We start from the raw sequence: 15,840 nt of genomic DNA on the forward strand, positions 1-15,840 counted from the left end.
GTCATGGATGCCGTCGGTCGTGGGGCTGCTGGAACAGCGCGAGCTCGTCGCTCGCCGTCGCGTGGACGAGCTGCGGGAGGAGGCCGACCGGGTCCAGGCTGAACTGGCCGTGGCGGAGCGGGACTGGAAGGAATGGGCCATCGCCCGCTCACGGGTGGGCGAGGTGCTTGCCCCGGCGGATGAGACCGGGCATGGCCACGACCAGGCCGACCGGACAGCAGCGGCTGCCGACGGGCAGGCCGGGGAGGTATCGCCGACGCCGGAAGCGGCGAAGACGAAATCGCAGGTGCCGGTGTGGCGTGACGGGCTTGGGTGGTCGGCGTTGTCGGTGGACTACCAGCGCATCCTCACCGCGCTCGCGGACCGGGCCCGGCTCGGGCAGGGGCCGATGACCTGCCAGGAGATGGCCGCTTCGTTCGGCATGGACGTGGTTCCGGCGCGGGTGGAGGCGCTGAGGTCGAAGGCGAAACGCCTGGTCGCGCGCGGCTGGCTGGCCGAGCCGGCGCCGGGCCGGTTCACGCCCGCCCGTGGCGTGAGCGGGCCAGGCGGCGGGTCATGAGCAGGGTCATCGACCAGTAGATCATCGCCTCGGCGCTGGTGGTGCGGCGTTCGAAGTCGCGGGCCAGGCGGCGGGTGCGCATGAGGTGGGCGAAAAGACGCTCGACGATCCACCGCTTGGGCAGCACCACGAAGCCACGCATGTCGTCGCTGCGTTTGACGATCGCCAGGACCAGGGCGAACGTGGCCAGGCAGTACTCGACGAGGCTGCCGGTGTAGCCGCCGTCGGCCCAGATCAGCTCCAATTGGTGGTGGGCGTCAGCGACTTGGCGCAGGAGGAACTGGGCGGCGGCTCGATCGCCGACATGCGCGCTCGTGACCATCACGCCCAGCAGCAGGCCGAGAGTGTCGACCACGACGTGCCGCTTGCGGCCGTTGATCTGTTTGCCGCCGTCGAAGCCGCGGCTGTCGGTGCCGACGATGGCGTCAGCCTTGACCGACTGCGAGTCGATCACGCCGGCCGTCGGCTCCGCGTCCCGGCCCAGCCGCTCGCGGACCCGGGCGCGCAGCCGGTCATGGAACTCTCTGACCAGGGCGTGGTCGCGCCAGCGGCGGAAGAACGCATACGTTCGGTCCCACGGCGGGAAGTCGGCCGGCATCGCCCGCCACTTGATGCCGTTGTCCACGAGGTACCGGATCGCGTCCAGCAGCGCGCGGTGGCAGTATCCCTCCGGCCGACCGCCCCGCCCGCGCATCCAGCCCGGCACCGGCAGCAGTGGCCGGACCTCGGCCCACTCCGCGTCCGTCATGTCCGTCGGGTACCGGCGCTGCCGTTCGGGCCGGTCGGCCGCGTTGCCGTACACGTGCGCGAGGCAATCACACGTTGGAGCGGCCGAGTTGGACCGCCCGGCCATCGACACGGAAGACTGCAGCACAGGGGCCTCCTGTTGCTCTATGGATTCGACACCCACGAGCTGTTCAGGAGGCCCCGTTTTCATGCTCTGGCCACAACAGGATCACCCGACAGGGAATCCCCGTTCGACCGCCACCGCTCAAGATCGAAAAGACAACAGCTTCTTAGATCACCTGGCGGGATCGGAGGAAGATGCCCAGGATGCGCAGTCCGGCCTGGGAAATGGTGCGGTCTTCTCATAGCGAGTTGCCATGCCTCTCCAAGGCTTGAGGTGGTTGCTGTGAGGTGAGCCGGTTGCAGTCTCGGTTCAGCCACAACTGATCACCGGCGGCCGTGACCTGCGGCCATCTGAACGGTCAGCGCCCTGACCTGCTGCTGAGCTGTCGGCAGTTGTCGGCGTTGGTCACCATTGAGCGCCCTTCCGCGGCCCGAGGACGGCCCGGAGGGCGCTCACATGTTCCGTCCTTGACTACTGGTTACCGGAGAGAATTCCGCCTAGCTCAGCCTGGCGCTTCTTCAACTGTTCGTAAGTTGAAATTACATCGCGCTCGAACGCCATGGGCCAATTTTGCCTGGCGCGCCACCTGTAGGATACGCCCTGCTCTTTCCAGCGCTGGTGACTTATATGCCAAGAATTATGGTGATCAATGAACTGAATGTAAGAGTCAGGCATGCGAGAACCCTCAATGAGGTGCGCGTTCGATGCCAGAAGCTCTTGAATCGCCGTGTTTCGTGGCATGAAATCGTTATCCACCCAGAAGAGCCAGGTTTCTAGATCTTCTGGGCTAATTTCATCATTCTCCGCGAATACGTGGTTGCGGCCTAGGGTCAGACAGAAATCTCGAAAGGATGACGTTCCTTCGTGCAATAGAAAGAACAGCGGCCCGTATAGCTGCTCCAGCTGTTTTTCAACATGAGCGAGTCGTGTCTGATGTCGCTGCCTGTTTCGCTCAGCTGCCTGGCTTAGAACGTGATTAATTGCCCATCCGGTGACAGAAACGCTCGCAGCTACAATTGCCGCAATCAATGTTGTGTCCATGGGTCAACCTTGCCTTGGTTGGAAAGCCGTGCCGGATCTCTGTGAGCTTATTGCATGAGTGCCGTGGTTTCACTTGTCTCTTCCTGCTCTCCCCGGAACACGTCGTACCGGCCGCAGACGAGGTCGGCGTAGCGGCTTTGGGCTGGAGCTGATTTGGCGCGAGTGATCATGGCCCATTACGCTAGCCAGCGGATCGGGCAGGTTTGTGAGCCTGCCCGTTAGTGCCCGATCTTGGGCCATGATCTTCGAGGCTCGCGCCAAATTGGCTGCCTAAAGCCGTGGAGCCGACCGCCCCAGCCACAGAGGGTTTCTCCCATGATGTGCCCGCAGCCGCCGAGCGCGCCGCCGGGCGCGGCCAGCCGGGGCGAAGACAGGAGGCAGGCCGCGCCGCAGAGGCGGCGCGCGCCCGCGCCGTGCGCGGGCCTTGAACCCGTGAAGAAGGTTGTTACTCAGCAGTGGATGCGATTCGTGTCCGATCCCGGGTGATGCTTGACAGTTCGATCCCAGCTGATGGTTGACGGTGGCCGTGATCGGCTTTTCTGTGCACGTCGTTGCGGCGTGTGGCAGGAGGCCGGGATTGGCGCTGGTGGAGTTGTCGGTTGTCGAGCAGAGATACCGGGCTGTGTTGGCAGTGCTGGCGGGCGCGACGGTGACCGAGGTCGCTGCGTCGCTCGGGGTGTCGCGGCAGACGGTCAGCGGGTGGAAGTCCCGGTATGAGGCCGAGGGGCTGGCGGGTCTGGCGGACCGGTCACGCAGGCCGGCGTCGTGTCCGCATCAGGCATCCGCCGAGGTGGAGACGGCGGTGTGTGAGCTGCGGCGTCAACATCCTCGGTGGGGTCCGCGGCGGATCGCTCATGTGCTGGAGCGGTCCGGGGCGGTGGCGCCGGTGCCGTCGCGGATGACGGTGTATCGGATCCTGGTCCGTCATGGTCTGGTGGAGCCGGGGGTGCGGCGCCGGAAGCGGTCGGATTACAAGCGCTGGCAGCGCGATCGAGCGATGCAGTTGTGGCAGATGGACATCGTCGGTGGGGTGATGCTGGTCAACCCGGTCACTGGCGAGCTGACCGAGGCGAAGATCGTGACCGGTGTGGACGATCATTCCCGGTTCTGCGTGATCGCGTCGGTGGTGGAGCGGGCGACCGGGCGGGCGGTCTGCGCGGCCTTCGTCCGGGCCTTGCAGGCGTTCGGGGTGCCGGAGGAGGTGCTCACCGACAACGGCAAGCAGTTCACCGACCGGTTCGGGCATGGCGGTGAGGTGTTGTTCGACCGGATCTGCCGGGAGAACGGGATCGCGCACCGGCTCACCCAGCCGGCCTCGCCGACCACGACGGGCAAGGTCGAGCGGTTCCATCAGACGCTGCGACGTGAACTTCTCGACGATTGCGGTGCGTTCGAGAGCATCCAGGCGGCGCAGTCGGCGCTGGACGCGTGGGTGCAGGAGTACAACTCCGTCCGGCCGCATCAGGCGCTGGACATGCACTCTCCGGGTGATCGGTTCACGCCGGTTCCCGAGGAGGAGCGGGATGTGCTGGGGCTGAGGGTGCCGGGGGTGCTGGCTCTGGTGCCGCAGCAGCGGACTGCGCCTGCGGAGCGGGGTCCGGCTGAGGCGATGGCCGTCCGTGCCGGGCTGCCCGAGGAGGTCCCGGCATCGGCGGCGATGGAGCCCGGTGGGCCGGTGGAGTTCGAGCGGGTGGTGCCTGCGAGTGGAAATCTGCAGGTCGCGGGGAAGCAGTTCTGGCTGGGGCCGTCCCGTTCGGGGCTGACGGTGACGTTCTGGGCGGACACATCGGTGATCCATCTGCTGGTCGCCGGGGCGCGGATCAAGAGTGTGCGGTCGCACCTGTCGGTGGCGGATCTCGTGCAGCTGGCCGCCCGGGGAGGTCGCGCGGCCGGTCCCTCTCCACTGCCTGCCGGGGACGGGGAGGCGTTCGAGGTGGACCGGGTGGTGAACAACAGCGGGCTGGTGAACCTGGGCGGGCGCCAGGTGCTTGCGGCGGAGATCCTCGGCGGCCGTCAGGTGGGCATCCGGATCGACGAGGAGACGCTGTCGTTCTTCGATCCCTCGTCGCGGGAGCTGCTGCGGGTGCGGCCCAACCCGCTCACCAGCGAGAAGGTGCAGCGGTTGCACGGCCTGCGGCCCGCGGGTCCGCCGCCCCGGCCCCGGGTGGAGCCGGTCCGCGTGCAGCGGCGGGTCAGCGCGGTGGGCACGGTCATGGTCTGCCGCCAGACTGTCTCCCTCGGCCGCCCCTACGCAGGCCAGACGGTGACCGTGCATGTGTCGGACACGACGATCACCGTCGAGCTGGACGGGCAGATCCGGGTCATCCGGCGCACGACCGACGTCCCGGTCCGTAACGTGAAAGCGAACAAGCCCCACGGGGCTTCCCAAGTTGTCTAGGCCCACCGTCAAACAACAGCTGGGACCAGAACGTCAGCCATCAACTGGGACCCGACAAGTGGATGCGATTCGCCACAAGGGTGCGTCGTACTTCTCCGGACGACTGCTGATGAGCAGTTGGCGCAGGTCCTCGCGTAGGGAGCCGTTGAAGTTCAGCGCCTCGGTGATGCGGCGGAACGTCGTGTGGGTGACTCCGCGGTTCCGGGCGTCGGCCTCGAACTGTTCGAGTTGGGACAGGACTGCCTCGGGGTCGAGTGGCACTGGTGGCTGGTCCTTGAGCCATGCGGCCTTGTTGCGCTCGTAGTCGATCTCTGAGTATCCGCAGATCTTGCGGCTGTGTGCCTCCACCTCGTCCAGGGTGGCGGTCGTCGAGATGGCGCGGGCCAGTTGGTTGCGGCTCAGTGCTTCGTCCAGGTCGACCTCATGGACGGTCGCACCGCTGTCGGTGAGAGGGACGGGAAGGCCGGCGTCCCGCATCTCGCACGTTCCGCGGAGGCCTCGGGCTGTCGCCGCGAGCATCCCGGTTGCCTCGGAGGGGTGCCACTCCAGGACCGAGCTGATCGGCTCCACATCCATTGCTGTGAAGGTGTGAACGAGCGGGCCGAGCATGCCGTGCAGGTCATCAGGAGGTAGTTCGCCGTCCAGGCCGGGGCCTGCCACCAGGAGGCGGATCGGTGCGTTCACTTGGCAGCACGCGGCGAGCGTGACGGCGTCGGCGAGCGGGCTCTTGAGGGTCGGCTCATCGCCTCGGGCGAGGATGTCTCCGCCGACGTCCAGGAGGTCGATCGACTCCGGTGAGAAGTGGCTTACCAATTCTTCGAGTTGGCGGGTGATGCCCTCGACTCCGTGGTGTGGGTCGATCAGGGCGAAGGTGTGCGGGAGCTCTGCCGCGAGGCGGGGGAGGGTGGAGCCTGCTGGAGCGATCGGTTGGGCTTCGGCCGGCACTGCCCGGACTGCTGGGGTGAGGTGCTGGAGGCCGGTGAAGTTGTTCGGTCTTCGGGGGCCCGGTACCGGGTCGATCAAGAGGCGGTCCCACGCATACGTGAGGATCACCGCCGGGTCCTCGTCGCCGTAGAGGGCGGCGTGAAGCATTGCGGCGGCGACTGCGTCGCCCCCTCCTCCTGCTGCGACGATCAACCGCTTCATGCGGTTCAGCCTACGGGGTCGGGGGTTGACCACTCATCCTATAGTGGCTACTGGCCATAGCCACTTGGCTACGGGAAAGGTAAGGAGGAGGCATGCCACAGATCGAGGAGGCTCAGCCGAAGTATCTCCAGATCGCGCACTACATCCGTGATCAGATTCTTCGAGGTGACCTGCGGCCGGGGGACGAGGTTCCCTCGGAGCGGCAGTTGGCCGCGAGCTGGAACGTGTCCCGTCCGACTGCCGCGCGGTCGTTGGAGGCACTGAGCCATCAAGGGCTCGTTGAGAAGCGTCAGGGGTCGGGCACGTACGTGCGGAGCCTGGAGGTCAACCGGCGGGCGCGTGAGTTGTACGGGCGGGCTCGGCAGACCGGGAAGATCTACACGACTGGTGAGTACGCCGTGATCACCTCGGCCGGTTGGATGGAGGCGCCGGATCACGTCGTTGAGGCTTTGGGCCTGGTCAAGGACCGCCGGGCCGTGCATCGGCGGCGGGTGACGAACAACCAGGACGGGCCGATCACGCTGTCCACTTCGTGGTTCGCTCCGGACGTCGGCCAGCGTGCGCCAAAGCTCCTGGAGCCGGAGCGGATTCAGGAAGGGACGCTCATGTACGTCGAGAACATGACGGGGCGTCAGGGTAGTTATGCCGAAGATCGTATGTGCGCTCGCGATGCGACGGAGGAGGAGGCTGCGGATCTTCAACTGCAACCCGGATCCGCTGCCCTGATCGTTCATCACGTCGTCTTCGACCTCCAGGACCGGCCGTTGGAGTTCGCCGAAGCCACTTACCCGCCGCATCGTTGGGCGTTCGAGCAGGGCTACCCGCTCACCTGATGGCCTGGGAGTTGCGTCGAACCGCTTGCACAGTCCAAGTGGCTAATGCCACTATCCAGGAAGTGGCTAATGCCACTTGGATTTGGAAGGGGGCGCGGAGTGACGAGTCGGCGGCCGGACCAGGGCGCGCGTGCAACTTGCCGGGGATGTCGGGGGCGCGGTTGGAAGCGCGTCGGCTCCCGTACGGCTCTGGCGCTCTCGACGGCCAATGACCGCGTCCGTGCCACGTCGAAACGACGCTGCCTCGACTGCGACGGCAGCGGCAAGGAGTGAGTGCGGATGGCCTACTCGATCGACCGCTATCCCTCTGCGGACTCGCCGCGACTCGGTGCCATGACCTTGCACCCCGTCGCGGAGTCCGTGCCTCGGGCCCGGCGCTGGTTCCGGAAGTTCATCGCCCCGTACAACCCGGCCTGCTCGGTCGACGACTGCGTGTTGATGATCTCGGAGCTGGTGACCAACGCGATTCTCTACGGGCGGGCTGACGAGACCTGGATGGTGCGCGTTGCGTGGTACCGCGTGGAGACGTCGCTTCGGGTGGAGGTGCACAATTCGGGGTTCCCGGCGAGTGTGCGCATGCGGCAACCGGAGGCCAGCGACGCCCACGGGCGCGGGCTGCTCCTCGTCGACTCCATCGCCGACTCGTGGCACTCCGGTCCTAGCCGCTTCGGCGGGACGGTTGTCTCGTTCACCATGGCCGACGCTTGGTCGCCCGATGAGGTCTTCGGGCCCGTTCTGTTCTGACGGCCCAGTTGTCGCTAGTCTGGTTGACCAGTTGACTTGGCCAATCTCGACAGGTGGCGGCGTTCATGGCGTATGAAGTGGAGGCACCGAAGTACGTACGCCTCGCGCAGACGATCCAGCGCCGCATCCAGGACGGCACGTATCCGCCTGGCACACGGGTGCCCAGTGAGAACCAGCTGGTTCAGTCCTTCGGGATGTCCCGTCCGACCGTCGTAAGAGCGCTAGAGCTGCTGAAGCGCGATGGCTGGCTGGAGTCCAGGCAGGGGTACGGCACGATCGTCCGGGGGCGTCCGGAAGTTGTTGAGGGACAGGACCGGCGGGGGCGAGAGGCCCTGAATCGCGATGAGTCGCAAGCCTCGGGGCGCCTGGTCGAAGTCGCTGAAGTTCCTGTTCCCGCGAGGGTCGCCTCCGCGCTCGGGCTCCCGAAGCGAGCCAAGGTCCTCATGCGCCGCTTCCTGGTGGAGGAGGACGGCGAAGCGGTCGAGTTGGTATCGACGTACTTCCCCGCCGGCCTGGTGGAGGGTACGGAGTTGGCGAGCGCTGAGGTCCTGAGCGGCAGTGTGCGCGAGCATGTGGAGGCTAGGAAGAAGGTCCGCTACGACCACGTGACGGAACGGATCTCGGCTCGACTGCCTGAGAGTGGTGAAGCCGAGCTTCTGGAACTGCCCGACGGCGTGCCCGTTCTCAGTGTCCTGGTCGTCGCGTGCGACGCTTCCGGTCAAGCTCTGCAAGTCGCTGATGTGCTGCTGCCCGCTGATCGGCAGGAACTCGAAGACACTTACCGGCTCACCTGAACCTTGAACCTGCGGGCCGCCTGCTGCTCGGCTGCGATGGCCTGTCTCAAGTGCGGCGGCTGGCGAGTCGGTAGACCACGTAGGAGAAGCCGAGGATGACGTCGACGGCTGCCCACAGGCCGATGATGAGTCCCACGCCGATGGTGGTTCCGACGTCGTTCGCGTCCTCGCACAGCTTCAAGGCGTCACCGGTCTGGCCTTGGCACTCTTCGGGTGTGCCGCTGCCGGTCGACGCGCCCATGATCACCCCGATCAGGAACAAGATCTGGACTGCAAGAAAGATCCACAGGAAGACGCGGCGTCGCTTCTTCGGCCGGGGTGGCGTCACGCCCTGGTAGGGGCCGCTTGGCAGGGGGCCTTGTGGTGGCGCGGACCACGCGTTCGGTGGTGGCGCGGATCCCTGCGAGTTGCGGGGACCCCATGACTGCGGCTCCTGAGCGCGGTTTTGTTCGTCCATGGCGCGCCCTCCTCTGTGCTGCCTGGGTTCATGGTGCGCTTGCGTTGACGATCCCGCTCGTTGGTCGCCAGCAAACCGCTTGACAAGTCAACTTGGCATCTCTAACTTCGAACTTGCTAAGTCAACTTGTCAGGTGGCGAGTTGGTCGACTCAGAAGGAGAAACCTCTGTGCGTGTGATCCGCATTGACGCCTCGTCCGCCACGATCCTGCTCACCGAAGCACCGGCGCCGAAGGTGCGTGACCGGCAGACCGGTGAGATCGCCAAGGACGCCGTGAGCGGTGAGGCACTGATGACGGTCGGCGTCGTCTTCATCGACGAAGGCGAGTCGTCTCTGATCCAGGTCACCATCCCCGAGAGCGGGGTGACCGATGGGCTGACGGTCGGTGCTCCCGTCTCGCTGCCGGGGCTCATCGCCCGGCCGTGGGAGAGCGTGTTCAACGGTCAGCAGCGGCACGGGATCGCTTACCGGGCCACTGCCGTGGCTCCGGGCGCCTTCCCGATGGCACAGGCGGGCTGATCACCGTGACCGACCTGGTGACGCTGGCCGAGTGGGGTGCGCCGCTCGCTGCGATAGGCGGCGGCGCGCTCTACGCCCGGCACGCCCACCCTGCGGCGTACTGGTCCACAGTCGGGCTGCCGGTCTCGGTGGCCCGGCTGCTGGCCTCGTACTCCTCGACCATGGACGCGTGCGGCCTGACGGTCCCGCCCTCCCGGTGGCGGGCGCTGGCCGTCAAGGCGACCACCCGGCGGGAGATCCGGCCGGTACCGCCTCGGCGGGGCATGATCCGGCCCACCTCGACCGGCATGCGGCTCCGGCTGCGGCTCGCTCCGGGGCAGGAACCCGCGGATGTGGCGGCCTCGGCCGAACGGCTGCGGCACGCCTGGGGCGTTCACGCCGTGTACGTGCGGGACGTCAAGCCCGGGGTCGTGGAACTGCGGCTCGTCGGCTTCGACGTCCTGCGGAAGGTGCGGATGCCTCGCAGGACCGGATCCGGGCCGCTTCGGGTGCCGGTGGCTCTGCGCGAGGACGCGACGGCCTTCGTACGGGACTACCGCGCCGTTCCGCATCAACTCGTCCTCGGCGCCACGCTGTCGGGCAAGTCCATGTTCCTGCGCAACCTGCTCACCGGCCTGGCCGCTCAGCCGGTCGTCCTCGTCGGGATCGACTGCAAGCGCGGCGTCGAGCTGGCGCCGTTCGCGGCCCGGCTCTCCGCCCTGGCCACCGACCCGGTACAGGCGGCCGAGCTGCTGCCCGTGCTGGTGAAGGAAATGGAGGACCGCTACGACCTGATCAAGGCACGGCAGGGCATCGGCCCCGGGACCCCGGATGAGCTGATCACCTCGGACATCTGGGGCCTGCCGGACGACGAACGCCCGGCTCCCATCGTGCTGTTCATCGACGAGGTGGCGGAACTCTTCCTCGTCGCCACCAGGAAGGAGGAGGAACGGCGGGACGAGATGGTCACCCAGCTCATCCGCCTCGCTCAGCTGGGCCGGGCGGCCGGCATCTATCTGGAGGTGTGTGGGCAGCGCTTCGGCGCCGAGCTGGGTAAGGGCGCCACCATGCTGCGGGCCCAGCTGACCGGCCGGGTCTGCCACCGCGTCAACGACGAAGCCTCCGCCAAGATGGCCCTCGGCGACATCGCCCCTGAGGCGGTATACGCGGCCTGCGGCATCGCGCCCGAGCTGCCCGGCCTCGCCGTCGTCGGCGACACGTCCGGCGGCTGGTCCCGCATCCGCACGCCTCACCTCTCCCTCGCCGAAGCGGCGGCCATCTGCCGCGAGACGGCCCACCTCGCACCCGACGTGCCCGCGCTCGTGCCCTTCCGCCCCTACGTTCCGCCCGCGCCCGTGGAGGCGTCCGGGCCGCCCGTAGCCACTCCTCGCCCTGTCGCCGAGTAGCCGCACTCGCTCCCACGGTCGGCGCGACCGTCCCGCGCCACGTCCCTACCCCACCCATGCCTGAAACCGGAAGGAGTCGCGCCGTGCGTGCCCTGCCCGTCCGTGTGGACGCCGTACTCGTCCAGGCGCTCATCGCCGCCGCGCTGTCCTTCGCCCACCTGCACGACCTTGCCTCCGCCGCCGGACAGGACGGCTGGAAGGCGTGGGCCTACCCGGTCTCAGTCGACCTGCTGATGGTGGCGGCCTGGCGGCGGCTCCGCTCGGGGGAGGCGAAAGCCGCCGGGTGGTGCTGGTTCCTCGTCGCGCTGGTCGCCTCCCTCGGTGCCAACGTTGCCACCGCCGGGCTGCTCGACCTGGAGAACGTGCCTGCCTGGCTGCGCATCGTCGTCGCCGGGTGGCCTGCGGTGGCCTTCCTCGGAGGGACGCTCCTCGCCCACGGCGCACCGAAGACACCCCGCGCCATGGCCGACACCGAACCGCCCTCGACGGTCACGGACTCGGCACCCCGACCGCCCTCCACAGAGGTGGATCCGCCCGTGGCGGTGGCCGAGCTGCCATCCGTCGAAGCCGGATCGGCTCCGCCCTCACCCGCCCCCGTACCGCCCGCCCTCGTCGCCCTCGCCCGGAAGGTCGCCGACGAACACCACGCCCGGACCGGCACCCCCATCGACACCTCGACCCTTCGCGCCCGGCTCGGCGTCCCCATGCCGCTGGCCGAAGCCATCGCCGCTCAACTCACCTGACCCCGGAGGACTTTCCACCTTGCGACCGTCCACGCTCCGCGCGCTCAAGCGTGCCGCCGAGCTGACCCGACAGAACCGCCTCACCGAAGCCGTGCTCATCGCCGAACCGGTGATCCTCGCCGCCGACAGCTACGAGGGCGACGAGATCTTGCGCTGGCTCGCCGACCACGTCACCGACTTCACCGGCGAGACCCCCAACGACCAGAAGGAGAACCCCTGATGCCCGCCAACCGCCGCTTCCGCAACCTCGTCCGCATCGGTCCCGTCCAGGTCGGCACGTACTACGACGGACGTGGCCGTGAGAAGCACACCGCCGCCTGCACGGCCCCGCGCTGCGGCTTCTCGACCGACTACGACAGCCGGGCCGCCGCCGAGCTGGCCGCGCGCACCCACCGCTGCGCCGTCCGCTGATCCAAGACGACCCACCCGAGGAGATCCCGTGACCATCTCGCTGCCGCTCGTCTTCGTCCTGGGCGTCATCGCCTGGGCCGCGATCAAGTTCCTCGGCGTCCGCCTGTGGGTCGCCGCCGTGATCGCGCTGTTCGGCTTCTGGCTCTCGCACACCGTCCTCGCCCCGGCCATCGAGTCCGGCACCCGCTCCGGGGTCGACGTCGTCAACGGCACCCGCGACTGAGCCAACGACCGCAAGCAACCGCAAAGGAGACCTGCCGTGTTCCGTCCCAAGCTGCCCGACACTCCGCACGTCCCGAGCATCACCACACACATCCCGCAGAACCACGCCCCGGTTCCGGCTCACTCCGCCGGCCGCCCGATCGCCCCGTTCATGAGCGTCGGTGTCGGCGCGGTCGCCGCCGTGGTCGTCGTGGGCGTCGTCCTCACCGCGCTCCTGGCGGCGGTCGCCGTCTCGGCCATCTCCGTGGCCATCGCCGCCGTCGTCCTGCGCTCCCTCGTCAGCAGCACGAACAAGCGCTGACCGGCCGCCGGGGCGGCAACAAGCCGCCAAGCATCCCGCCGCCCCGGGGCCGTCCCTCCCAACCGCCGAAACAGCCGAAGGGAAGACCCATCATCACCCGGCAGACTCCGCCCCCGCTGGCGGAACTCTCCATGCTCGCCTCACTCGGCACCCTGCCCGAACTGGCCCGCCAACTCTCCGGCCTGGGCGGCTGCACCCACCCCGTACGCCTCGACGGCCACCGCACCGAGTACGCCGTCGACACGACAACCGGTGAGGTCGGGCGCGTCCTGCACCACCTCGACTCGACCGCCCTCCCCGCCGGAAACCTCCTCGTCCGCTGCAACAACCGCCGTGCCACCCGCTGCGCGGCCTGCGCGGAGGTCTACCGCCGCGACACCTTCCACCTGATCACCGCCGGACTCCGCGGCGGCAAGGGCACCCCTGAGCAGGTCGGCACGCACCCGCGCGTCTTCGCCACCTTCACCGCGCCGAGCTTCGGCCCGGTCCACAACCGCCCCTCCAGCGGGCGGCCCTGCCGCTGCGGTGTCCGGCACGAGGACACAGCCCCGGTCCTCGGTACGCCCCTCGATCCGGACAGGTACGACTACGAAGCGGCCGTGCTCTGGAACGCACACGCCGGGGCCCTGTGGCGGCGCTTCTCCATCTACCTCCGCCGTGAGGTCGCCAAGCGCGCCGGCCTCACGCAACGGGCCTTCCGCGATCACGCCCGCATCTCCTTCGCCAAGGTCGCCGAGTACCAGAAGCGCGGGGCTGTCCATTTCCACGCGGTCATCCGCCTCGACGGCCCCGAGGGCGGCGACACCTCGCCCCCGGCCTGGGCCACGGCCGAGCTGCTGAGCGACGCCATCCACGCCGCTGCCACCGCCGCTCGCGTCGGCGGTCCGACTGTCGACGGACGGGCCCACACCTTCACCTTCGGCCGTCAGCTCGACGTCCGCCCGATCCGCTCGGCCGACTTCGACGGCGGCCAGGAGCTGACCGAGCGGGCCGTAGCGGCGTACATCGCCAAGTACGCCACCAAGGGCGCCGAGACGACGACCGGCACCCTTGACCGGCCGATCCGCTTCCTCGCCGAGCTGGCCGGGGCCCGGATCACCGACCACGCCCGCCGCATGATCCGAACTGCCTGGACCCTCGGCGCACGCCCCGAGCTGGCAGACCTCCGCCTGCGGGCCTGGGCGCACATGCTCGGCTTCCGCGGCCACTTCTCCACCAAGTCCCGCCGCTACTCCACCACCCTCGGCGCCCTCCGCGACGCCCGCGCCGAATGGCGCCGCGCGCAAGCCGCCCCGCCGGCCCCGCAGGACGGCGAAACCACGCTCGTCCTCGCCCACTGGGTGTTCGCCGGCACGGGCCTCAGCGCGGGCGAGACCTGGCTGGCCGCATCCCTCGAACCTGCTCCCGGAACGGAAGGAGAGCCGACCACATGAACGACCGCTACCTGTCCGTCGACCAGGTCGCCGAGCTGCTGGGCACGACCGCCCGCTTTCCCCGGCGGCTCATCGAGGAGCGGCGCATTCGATATGTGAAGGTCGGCCGGTACGTCCGCATCCCGGAGAGCGCCCTTCGCGAGTACCTCGCCGCTCGCACCGTAGAGCCGCTGAGGCGGCCTCGTTCCCGCTTCGGAAGGGCTGCTGCCTGATGGCCAACAACAGGGGCAGGCGACGCCGTTTCGGCGCGATCAGACGGCTTCCCTCCGGCCGGTACCAGGCTCGCTACCCGGGCCCTGACGGCGTGATGCGTCCGGCCCCGTCACCTTCGAGACGACCGCTGATGCCGACGACTGGCTTGCAGAACGTCAGACGGAGATCCGCCGGGGCGAGTGGCGCGACCCAGAGGCGGGCGCGGTGAGCTTCCGGGCCTACGCCGACAAGTGGGTCGACGAACGGGAACTCGCGCCGCTCACCCGCGACCTCTACCGCTACCTCCTCGACAAGCACCTGTTCGCCTTCGCCGAGTTGGACTTGGACGAGATCACCGCGCCGCGCGTCCGTGAGTGGCGGGCCGGTCGACTGCGGACCACGAACGCCAAGACGATGACGGCCAAGGCGTACCGACTCCTCAAAGCCATCATGGAAACGGCCGTGGACGACGAGCTGATCACGCGCAATCCCTGCCGGATCAAGGGCGCGGGGAAGGAGAGGGCGGCTGAGCGTCGCATTGCCACCGTCGCCCAGGTCGATGCCCTCGCCGAAGCGGTGGGGATGCGGTGGCGGCTCATGGTCTACCTCGGCGCGTACGGTCCGATGCGACCCGAGGAACTGGCCGGCCTCCGCCGCCGAGACGTCGACCTCGACAACCTGCGCGTCCGCGTCCGTCTCGCCGAGCCGGAGCGGATGAACGGGCGGCGCGTCCAGGGCGACACCAAATCCGAGGCGGGCACCCGGACTGTGATTCTTCCCGCGTTCCTCCGCCGGGAGCTCCGCTGGCACCTGGAGAGCTACGCCGAGCCGGGCCCGGACGGACTGATCTTCGTAGGGGAGAAAGGCGCTCCCTTCCGGCGCAGCACCTTCGGGCGGAAGTGGCGGAAGGCGCGTGAGGCCGTCGGGATGTCGGAGGGCTTCCGGTTCTACGACCTCCGGCACACCGGGCACACGCTCTCCACGCGCTCCGGGGCCACGCTCAAAGACACCATGGTCCGTGCCGGTCAGTCCTCGGAGAAGGCGGCGCTGATCTATCAGCACTCCGACGACGAGCGGCAGGAGGAGGTCGCCGCCGGGCTGGACGCCACCGTACGGAAGGCGCGGGCCGCTGCCAGGGAGAAAGAGCCCGACAGGCGTTCTGGCACGAATCTGGCACGCGGCGAGTGATCGCAGCGGACAGCAAAACGGCCCAGGTCTGTGACCTGGGCCTTCTTCGTGGAGCGGGTGACGAGAATCGAACTCGCGCTCTCAGCTTGGGAAGCTGATGTTCTACCATTAAACTACACCCGCGTAAGACGCCGGTCGGTGCCGGTGTCGGAACGCGTCGTCACTTTACCTCATGTCGGGCCCCGCGCGCTGAAGGCGTGGGGTCCGGTGGTGTTTCCGGGGTGGGGATGGGGCTGCGGGGCGCGGGAGTTGGGGCGTACGGTGGGGGCGCGGAAGAGGGTCTGGGTGGGCCTTCGACGGGATCGGAGTGCCGCCTGGAGAGCCGTCCCAATGATCCCGTAATGTGGCTTTCGTCGTCAGGTCGACGTAGCACGTAGGTCGACAGCCAGACGCGGCTCTTGGGGAAGGGACTCTTGGACTTGATGGAGCGCACCGTCGTCCGTTGTGCCGATGGGCACGTGTTCAGCACCGCTACATTCCCGATGCAGCAGGCCGAACGCCTCGGCCCCGGTCGGCTCATGCGCTGCCCACGCTGCGCCCGGTTGCGCAGTGTCGTGCCGGTGGCGTTGGAGAAGCGGTAGCAGTAGCGGTAGCAGAGGCAGCTATAGCAGGGACCGAGGCGCG

19 protein-coding genes and 1 tRNA gene are annotated in these 15,840 nt (G+C 68.3%); 15 read left to right on the forward strand and 5 right to left on the reverse strand.

Features of this window, described 5'->3' with window-relative positions; translation table 11 throughout:
- The first annotated feature begins 7 nt into the window (after nucleotides 1-7).
- A complete protein-coding gene (locus tag OG272_RS27010; protein WP_405895093.1) occupies nucleotides 8-559 on the forward strand; it encodes a hypothetical protein in 552 nt (183 codons plus the stop codon).
- Here OG272_RS27010 and OG272_RS27015 read toward each other — a convergent pair.
- Together OG272_RS27015 and OG272_RS27020 are read right to left on the reverse strand one after the other, a co-directional pair.
- Nucleotides 516-1,361, reverse strand: a complete 846-nt coding sequence (locus OG272_RS27015) for an IS5 family transposase (RefSeq protein WP_405895094.1) — start codon at nucleotides 1,359-1,361, stop codon at nucleotides 516-518. The two genes, OG272_RS27010 and OG272_RS27015, sit on opposite strands and share 44 nt — an antisense overlap.
- Nucleotides 1,362-1,880: 519 nt before the next feature.
- Nucleotides 1,881-2,450: a hypothetical protein gene (locus OG272_RS27020; RefSeq protein ID WP_405895095.1), complete on the reverse strand. Its 570-nt coding sequence runs from the start codon at nucleotides 2,448-2,450 to the stop codon at nucleotides 1,881-1,883.
- A 592-nt stretch (nucleotides 2,451-3,042) separates the two neighbouring features.
- Between OG272_RS27020 and OG272_RS27025 the strand changes: the two genes are divergently transcribed.
- The gene (locus tag OG272_RS27025) at nucleotides 3,043-4,848 is read left to right on the forward strand and encodes an IS481 family transposase (RefSeq protein WP_405896081.1); all 1,806 of its coding nucleotides are present in this window, start codon (nucleotides 3,043-3,045) and stop codon (nucleotides 4,846-4,848) included.
- A gap of 33 nt (nucleotides 4,849-4,881) precedes the next feature.
- On the opposite strand, the gene OG272_RS27030 is transcribed toward OG272_RS27025, so the two are convergent.
- Complete coding sequence (locus tag OG272_RS27030) at nucleotides 4,882-5,994, reverse strand: DUF1152 domain-containing protein (RefSeq protein WP_405895096.1); 1,113 nt, start codon at nucleotides 5,992-5,994, stop codon at nucleotides 4,882-4,884.
- 92 nt (nucleotides 5,995-6,086) lie between these two features.
- Here OG272_RS27030 and OG272_RS27035 point away from each other — a divergent pair, with 92 nt between their 5' ends.
- The 3 genes from OG272_RS27035 to OG272_RS27045 all read left to right on the forward strand — a co-directional run bounded on the left by OG272_RS27035 (nucleotide 6,087) and on the right by OG272_RS27045 (nucleotide 8,365).
- A complete protein-coding gene (locus tag OG272_RS27035; RefSeq protein WP_405895097.1) occupies nucleotides 6,087-6,827 on the forward strand; it encodes a GntR family transcriptional regulator in 741 nt (246 codons plus the stop codon).
- A gap of 279 nt (nucleotides 6,828-7,106) precedes the next feature.
- Nucleotides 7,107-7,571: an ATP-binding protein gene (locus OG272_RS27040; RefSeq protein ID WP_405895098.1), complete on the forward strand. Its 465-nt coding sequence runs from the start codon at nucleotides 7,107-7,109 to the stop codon at nucleotides 7,569-7,571.
- Between the two features lie 65 nt (nucleotides 7,572-7,636).
- Nucleotides 7,637-8,365, forward strand: coding sequence for a GntR family transcriptional regulator (locus OG272_RS27045; protein WP_405896082.1), 729 nt, complete (start codon nucleotides 7,637-7,639; stop codon nucleotides 8,363-8,365).
- A 46-nt stretch (nucleotides 8,366-8,411) separates the two neighbouring features.
- On the opposite strand, the gene OG272_RS27050 is transcribed toward OG272_RS27045, so the two are convergent.
- Nucleotides 8,412-8,822, reverse strand: a complete 411-nt coding sequence (locus tag OG272_RS27050) for a hypothetical protein (RefSeq protein WP_405895099.1) — start codon at nucleotides 8,820-8,822, stop codon at nucleotides 8,412-8,414.
- 168 nt (nucleotides 8,823-8,990) lie between these two features.
- On the opposite strand from OG272_RS27050, the gene OG272_RS27055 reads away from it, so the two are divergent.
- The 10 genes from OG272_RS27055 to OG272_RS27100 all read left to right on the forward strand — a co-directional run bounded on the left by OG272_RS27055 (nucleotide 8,991) and on the right by OG272_RS27100 (nucleotide 15,216).
- Nucleotides 8,991-9,341 (forward strand): hypothetical protein, encoded by a 351-nt coding sequence (locus OG272_RS27055; RefSeq protein WP_319318709.1) that lies wholly within the window; start codon nucleotides 8,991-8,993, stop codon nucleotides 9,339-9,341.
- 5 nt (nucleotides 9,342-9,346) lie between these two features.
- Nucleotides 9,347-10,726, forward strand: a complete 1,380-nt coding sequence (locus OG272_RS27060) for an FtsK/SpoIIIE domain-containing protein (RefSeq protein WP_405895100.1) — start codon at nucleotides 9,347-9,349, stop codon at nucleotides 10,724-10,726.
- Nucleotides 10,727-10,809: 83 nt separating this feature from the next.
- Nucleotides 10,810-11,469, forward strand: a complete 660-nt coding sequence (locus tag OG272_RS27065) for a DUF2637 domain-containing protein (protein ID WP_405895101.1) — start codon at nucleotides 10,810-10,812, stop codon at nucleotides 11,467-11,469.
- Between the two features lie 19 nt (nucleotides 11,470-11,488).
- The gene (locus tag OG272_RS27070) at nucleotides 11,489-11,689 is read left to right on the forward strand and encodes a hypothetical protein (RefSeq protein ID WP_316726842.1); all 201 of its coding nucleotides are present in this window, start codon (nucleotides 11,489-11,491) and stop codon (nucleotides 11,687-11,689) included.
- A complete protein-coding gene (locus OG272_RS27075; protein WP_033530338.1) occupies nucleotides 11,689-11,880 on the forward strand; it encodes a mobile element transfer protein in 192 nt (63 codons plus the stop codon). The genes OG272_RS27070 and OG272_RS27075 overlap by 1 nt, the downstream gene beginning before the upstream one ends.
- Nucleotides 11,881-11,908: 28 nt before the next feature.
- Complete coding sequence (locus OG272_RS27080) at nucleotides 11,909-12,103, forward strand: hypothetical protein (RefSeq protein ID WP_316726841.1); 195 nt, start codon at nucleotides 11,909-11,911, stop codon at nucleotides 12,101-12,103.
- 36 nt (nucleotides 12,104-12,139) lie between these two features.
- Nucleotides 12,140-12,403 carry a SpdD protein gene (locus tag OG272_RS27085; protein WP_316726840.1) on the forward strand — a complete coding sequence of 88 codons (264 nt, stop codon included), beginning with the start codon at nucleotides 12,140-12,142 and terminating at the stop codon, nucleotides 12,401-12,403.
- Nucleotides 12,404-12,534: 131 nt separating this feature from the next.
- Nucleotides 12,535-13,836: a replication initiator gene (locus tag OG272_RS27090; RefSeq protein WP_405895102.1), complete on the forward strand. Its 1,302-nt coding sequence runs from the start codon at nucleotides 12,535-12,537 to the stop codon at nucleotides 13,834-13,836.
- Entirely contained in the window at nucleotides 13,833-14,048 is a 216-nt protein-coding gene (locus OG272_RS27095; RefSeq protein ID WP_319065605.1) for an excisionase family DNA-binding protein, read from the forward strand. The genes OG272_RS27090 and OG272_RS27095 overlap by 4 nt, the downstream gene beginning before the upstream one ends.
- A gap of 205 nt (nucleotides 14,049-14,253) precedes the next feature.
- Complete coding sequence (locus tag OG272_RS27100) at nucleotides 14,254-15,216, forward strand: tyrosine-type recombinase/integrase (RefSeq protein WP_405895103.1); 963 nt, start codon at nucleotides 14,254-14,256, stop codon at nucleotides 15,214-15,216.
- A 49-nt stretch (nucleotides 15,217-15,265) separates the two neighbouring features.
- Here OG272_RS27100 and OG272_RS27105 read toward each other — a convergent pair.
- Nucleotides 15,266-15,339, reverse strand: a tRNA-Gly gene (locus OG272_RS27105).
- Nucleotides 15,340-15,840 lie beyond the last annotated feature (501 nt).

The sequence above is a fragment of the Streptomyces sp. NBC_00104 genome, assembly GCF_045160825.1.
Taxonomy (GTDB): Bacteria; Actinomycetota; Actinomycetes; order Streptomycetales; family Streptomycetaceae; genus Streptomyces.

What these genes read in the sequence shown, in the direction of transcription:
- OG272_RS27090 (WP_405895102.1), top strand. Translation starts at nt 12,535, where the DNA reads ATGCTCGCCTCACTCGGCACCCTGCCCGAACTGGCCCGCCAACTCTCC.
- OG272_RS27050 (WP_405895099.1), bottom strand. Translation starts at nt 8,822, where the DNA reads ATGGACGAACAAAACCGCGCTCAGGAGCCGCAGTCATGGGGTCCCCGC.
- OG272_RS27095 (WP_319065605.1), top strand. Translation starts at nt 13,833, where the DNA reads ATGAACGACCGCTACCTGTCCGTCGACCAGGTCGCCGAGCTGCTGGGC.
- OG272_RS27045 (WP_405896082.1), top strand. Translation starts at nt 7,637, where the DNA reads ATGGCGTATGAAGTGGAGGCACCGAAGTACGTACGCCTCGCGCAGACG.
- OG272_RS27040 (WP_405895098.1), top strand. Translation starts at nt 7,107, where the DNA reads ATGGCCTACTCGATCGACCGCTATCCCTCTGCGGACTCGCCGCGACTC.
- OG272_RS27035 (WP_405895097.1), top strand. Translation starts at nt 6,087, where the DNA reads ATGCCACAGATCGAGGAGGCTCAGCCGAAGTATCTCCAGATCGCGCAC.
- OG272_RS27020 (WP_405895095.1), bottom strand. Translation starts at nt 2,450, where the DNA reads ATGGACACAACATTGATTGCGGCAATTGTAGCTGCGAGCGTTTCTGTC.
- OG272_RS27010 (WP_405895093.1), top strand. Translation starts at nt 8, where the DNA reads ATGCCGTCGGTCGTGGGGCTGCTGGAACAGCGCGAGCTCGTCGCTCGC.
- OG272_RS27030 (WP_405895096.1), bottom strand. Translation starts at nt 5,994, where the DNA reads ATGAAGCGGTTGATCGTCGCAGCAGGAGGAGGGGGCGACGCAGTCGCC.
- OG272_RS27075 (WP_033530338.1), top strand. Translation starts at nt 11,689, where the DNA reads ATGCCCGCCAACCGCCGCTTCCGCAACCTCGTCCGCATCGGTCCCGTC.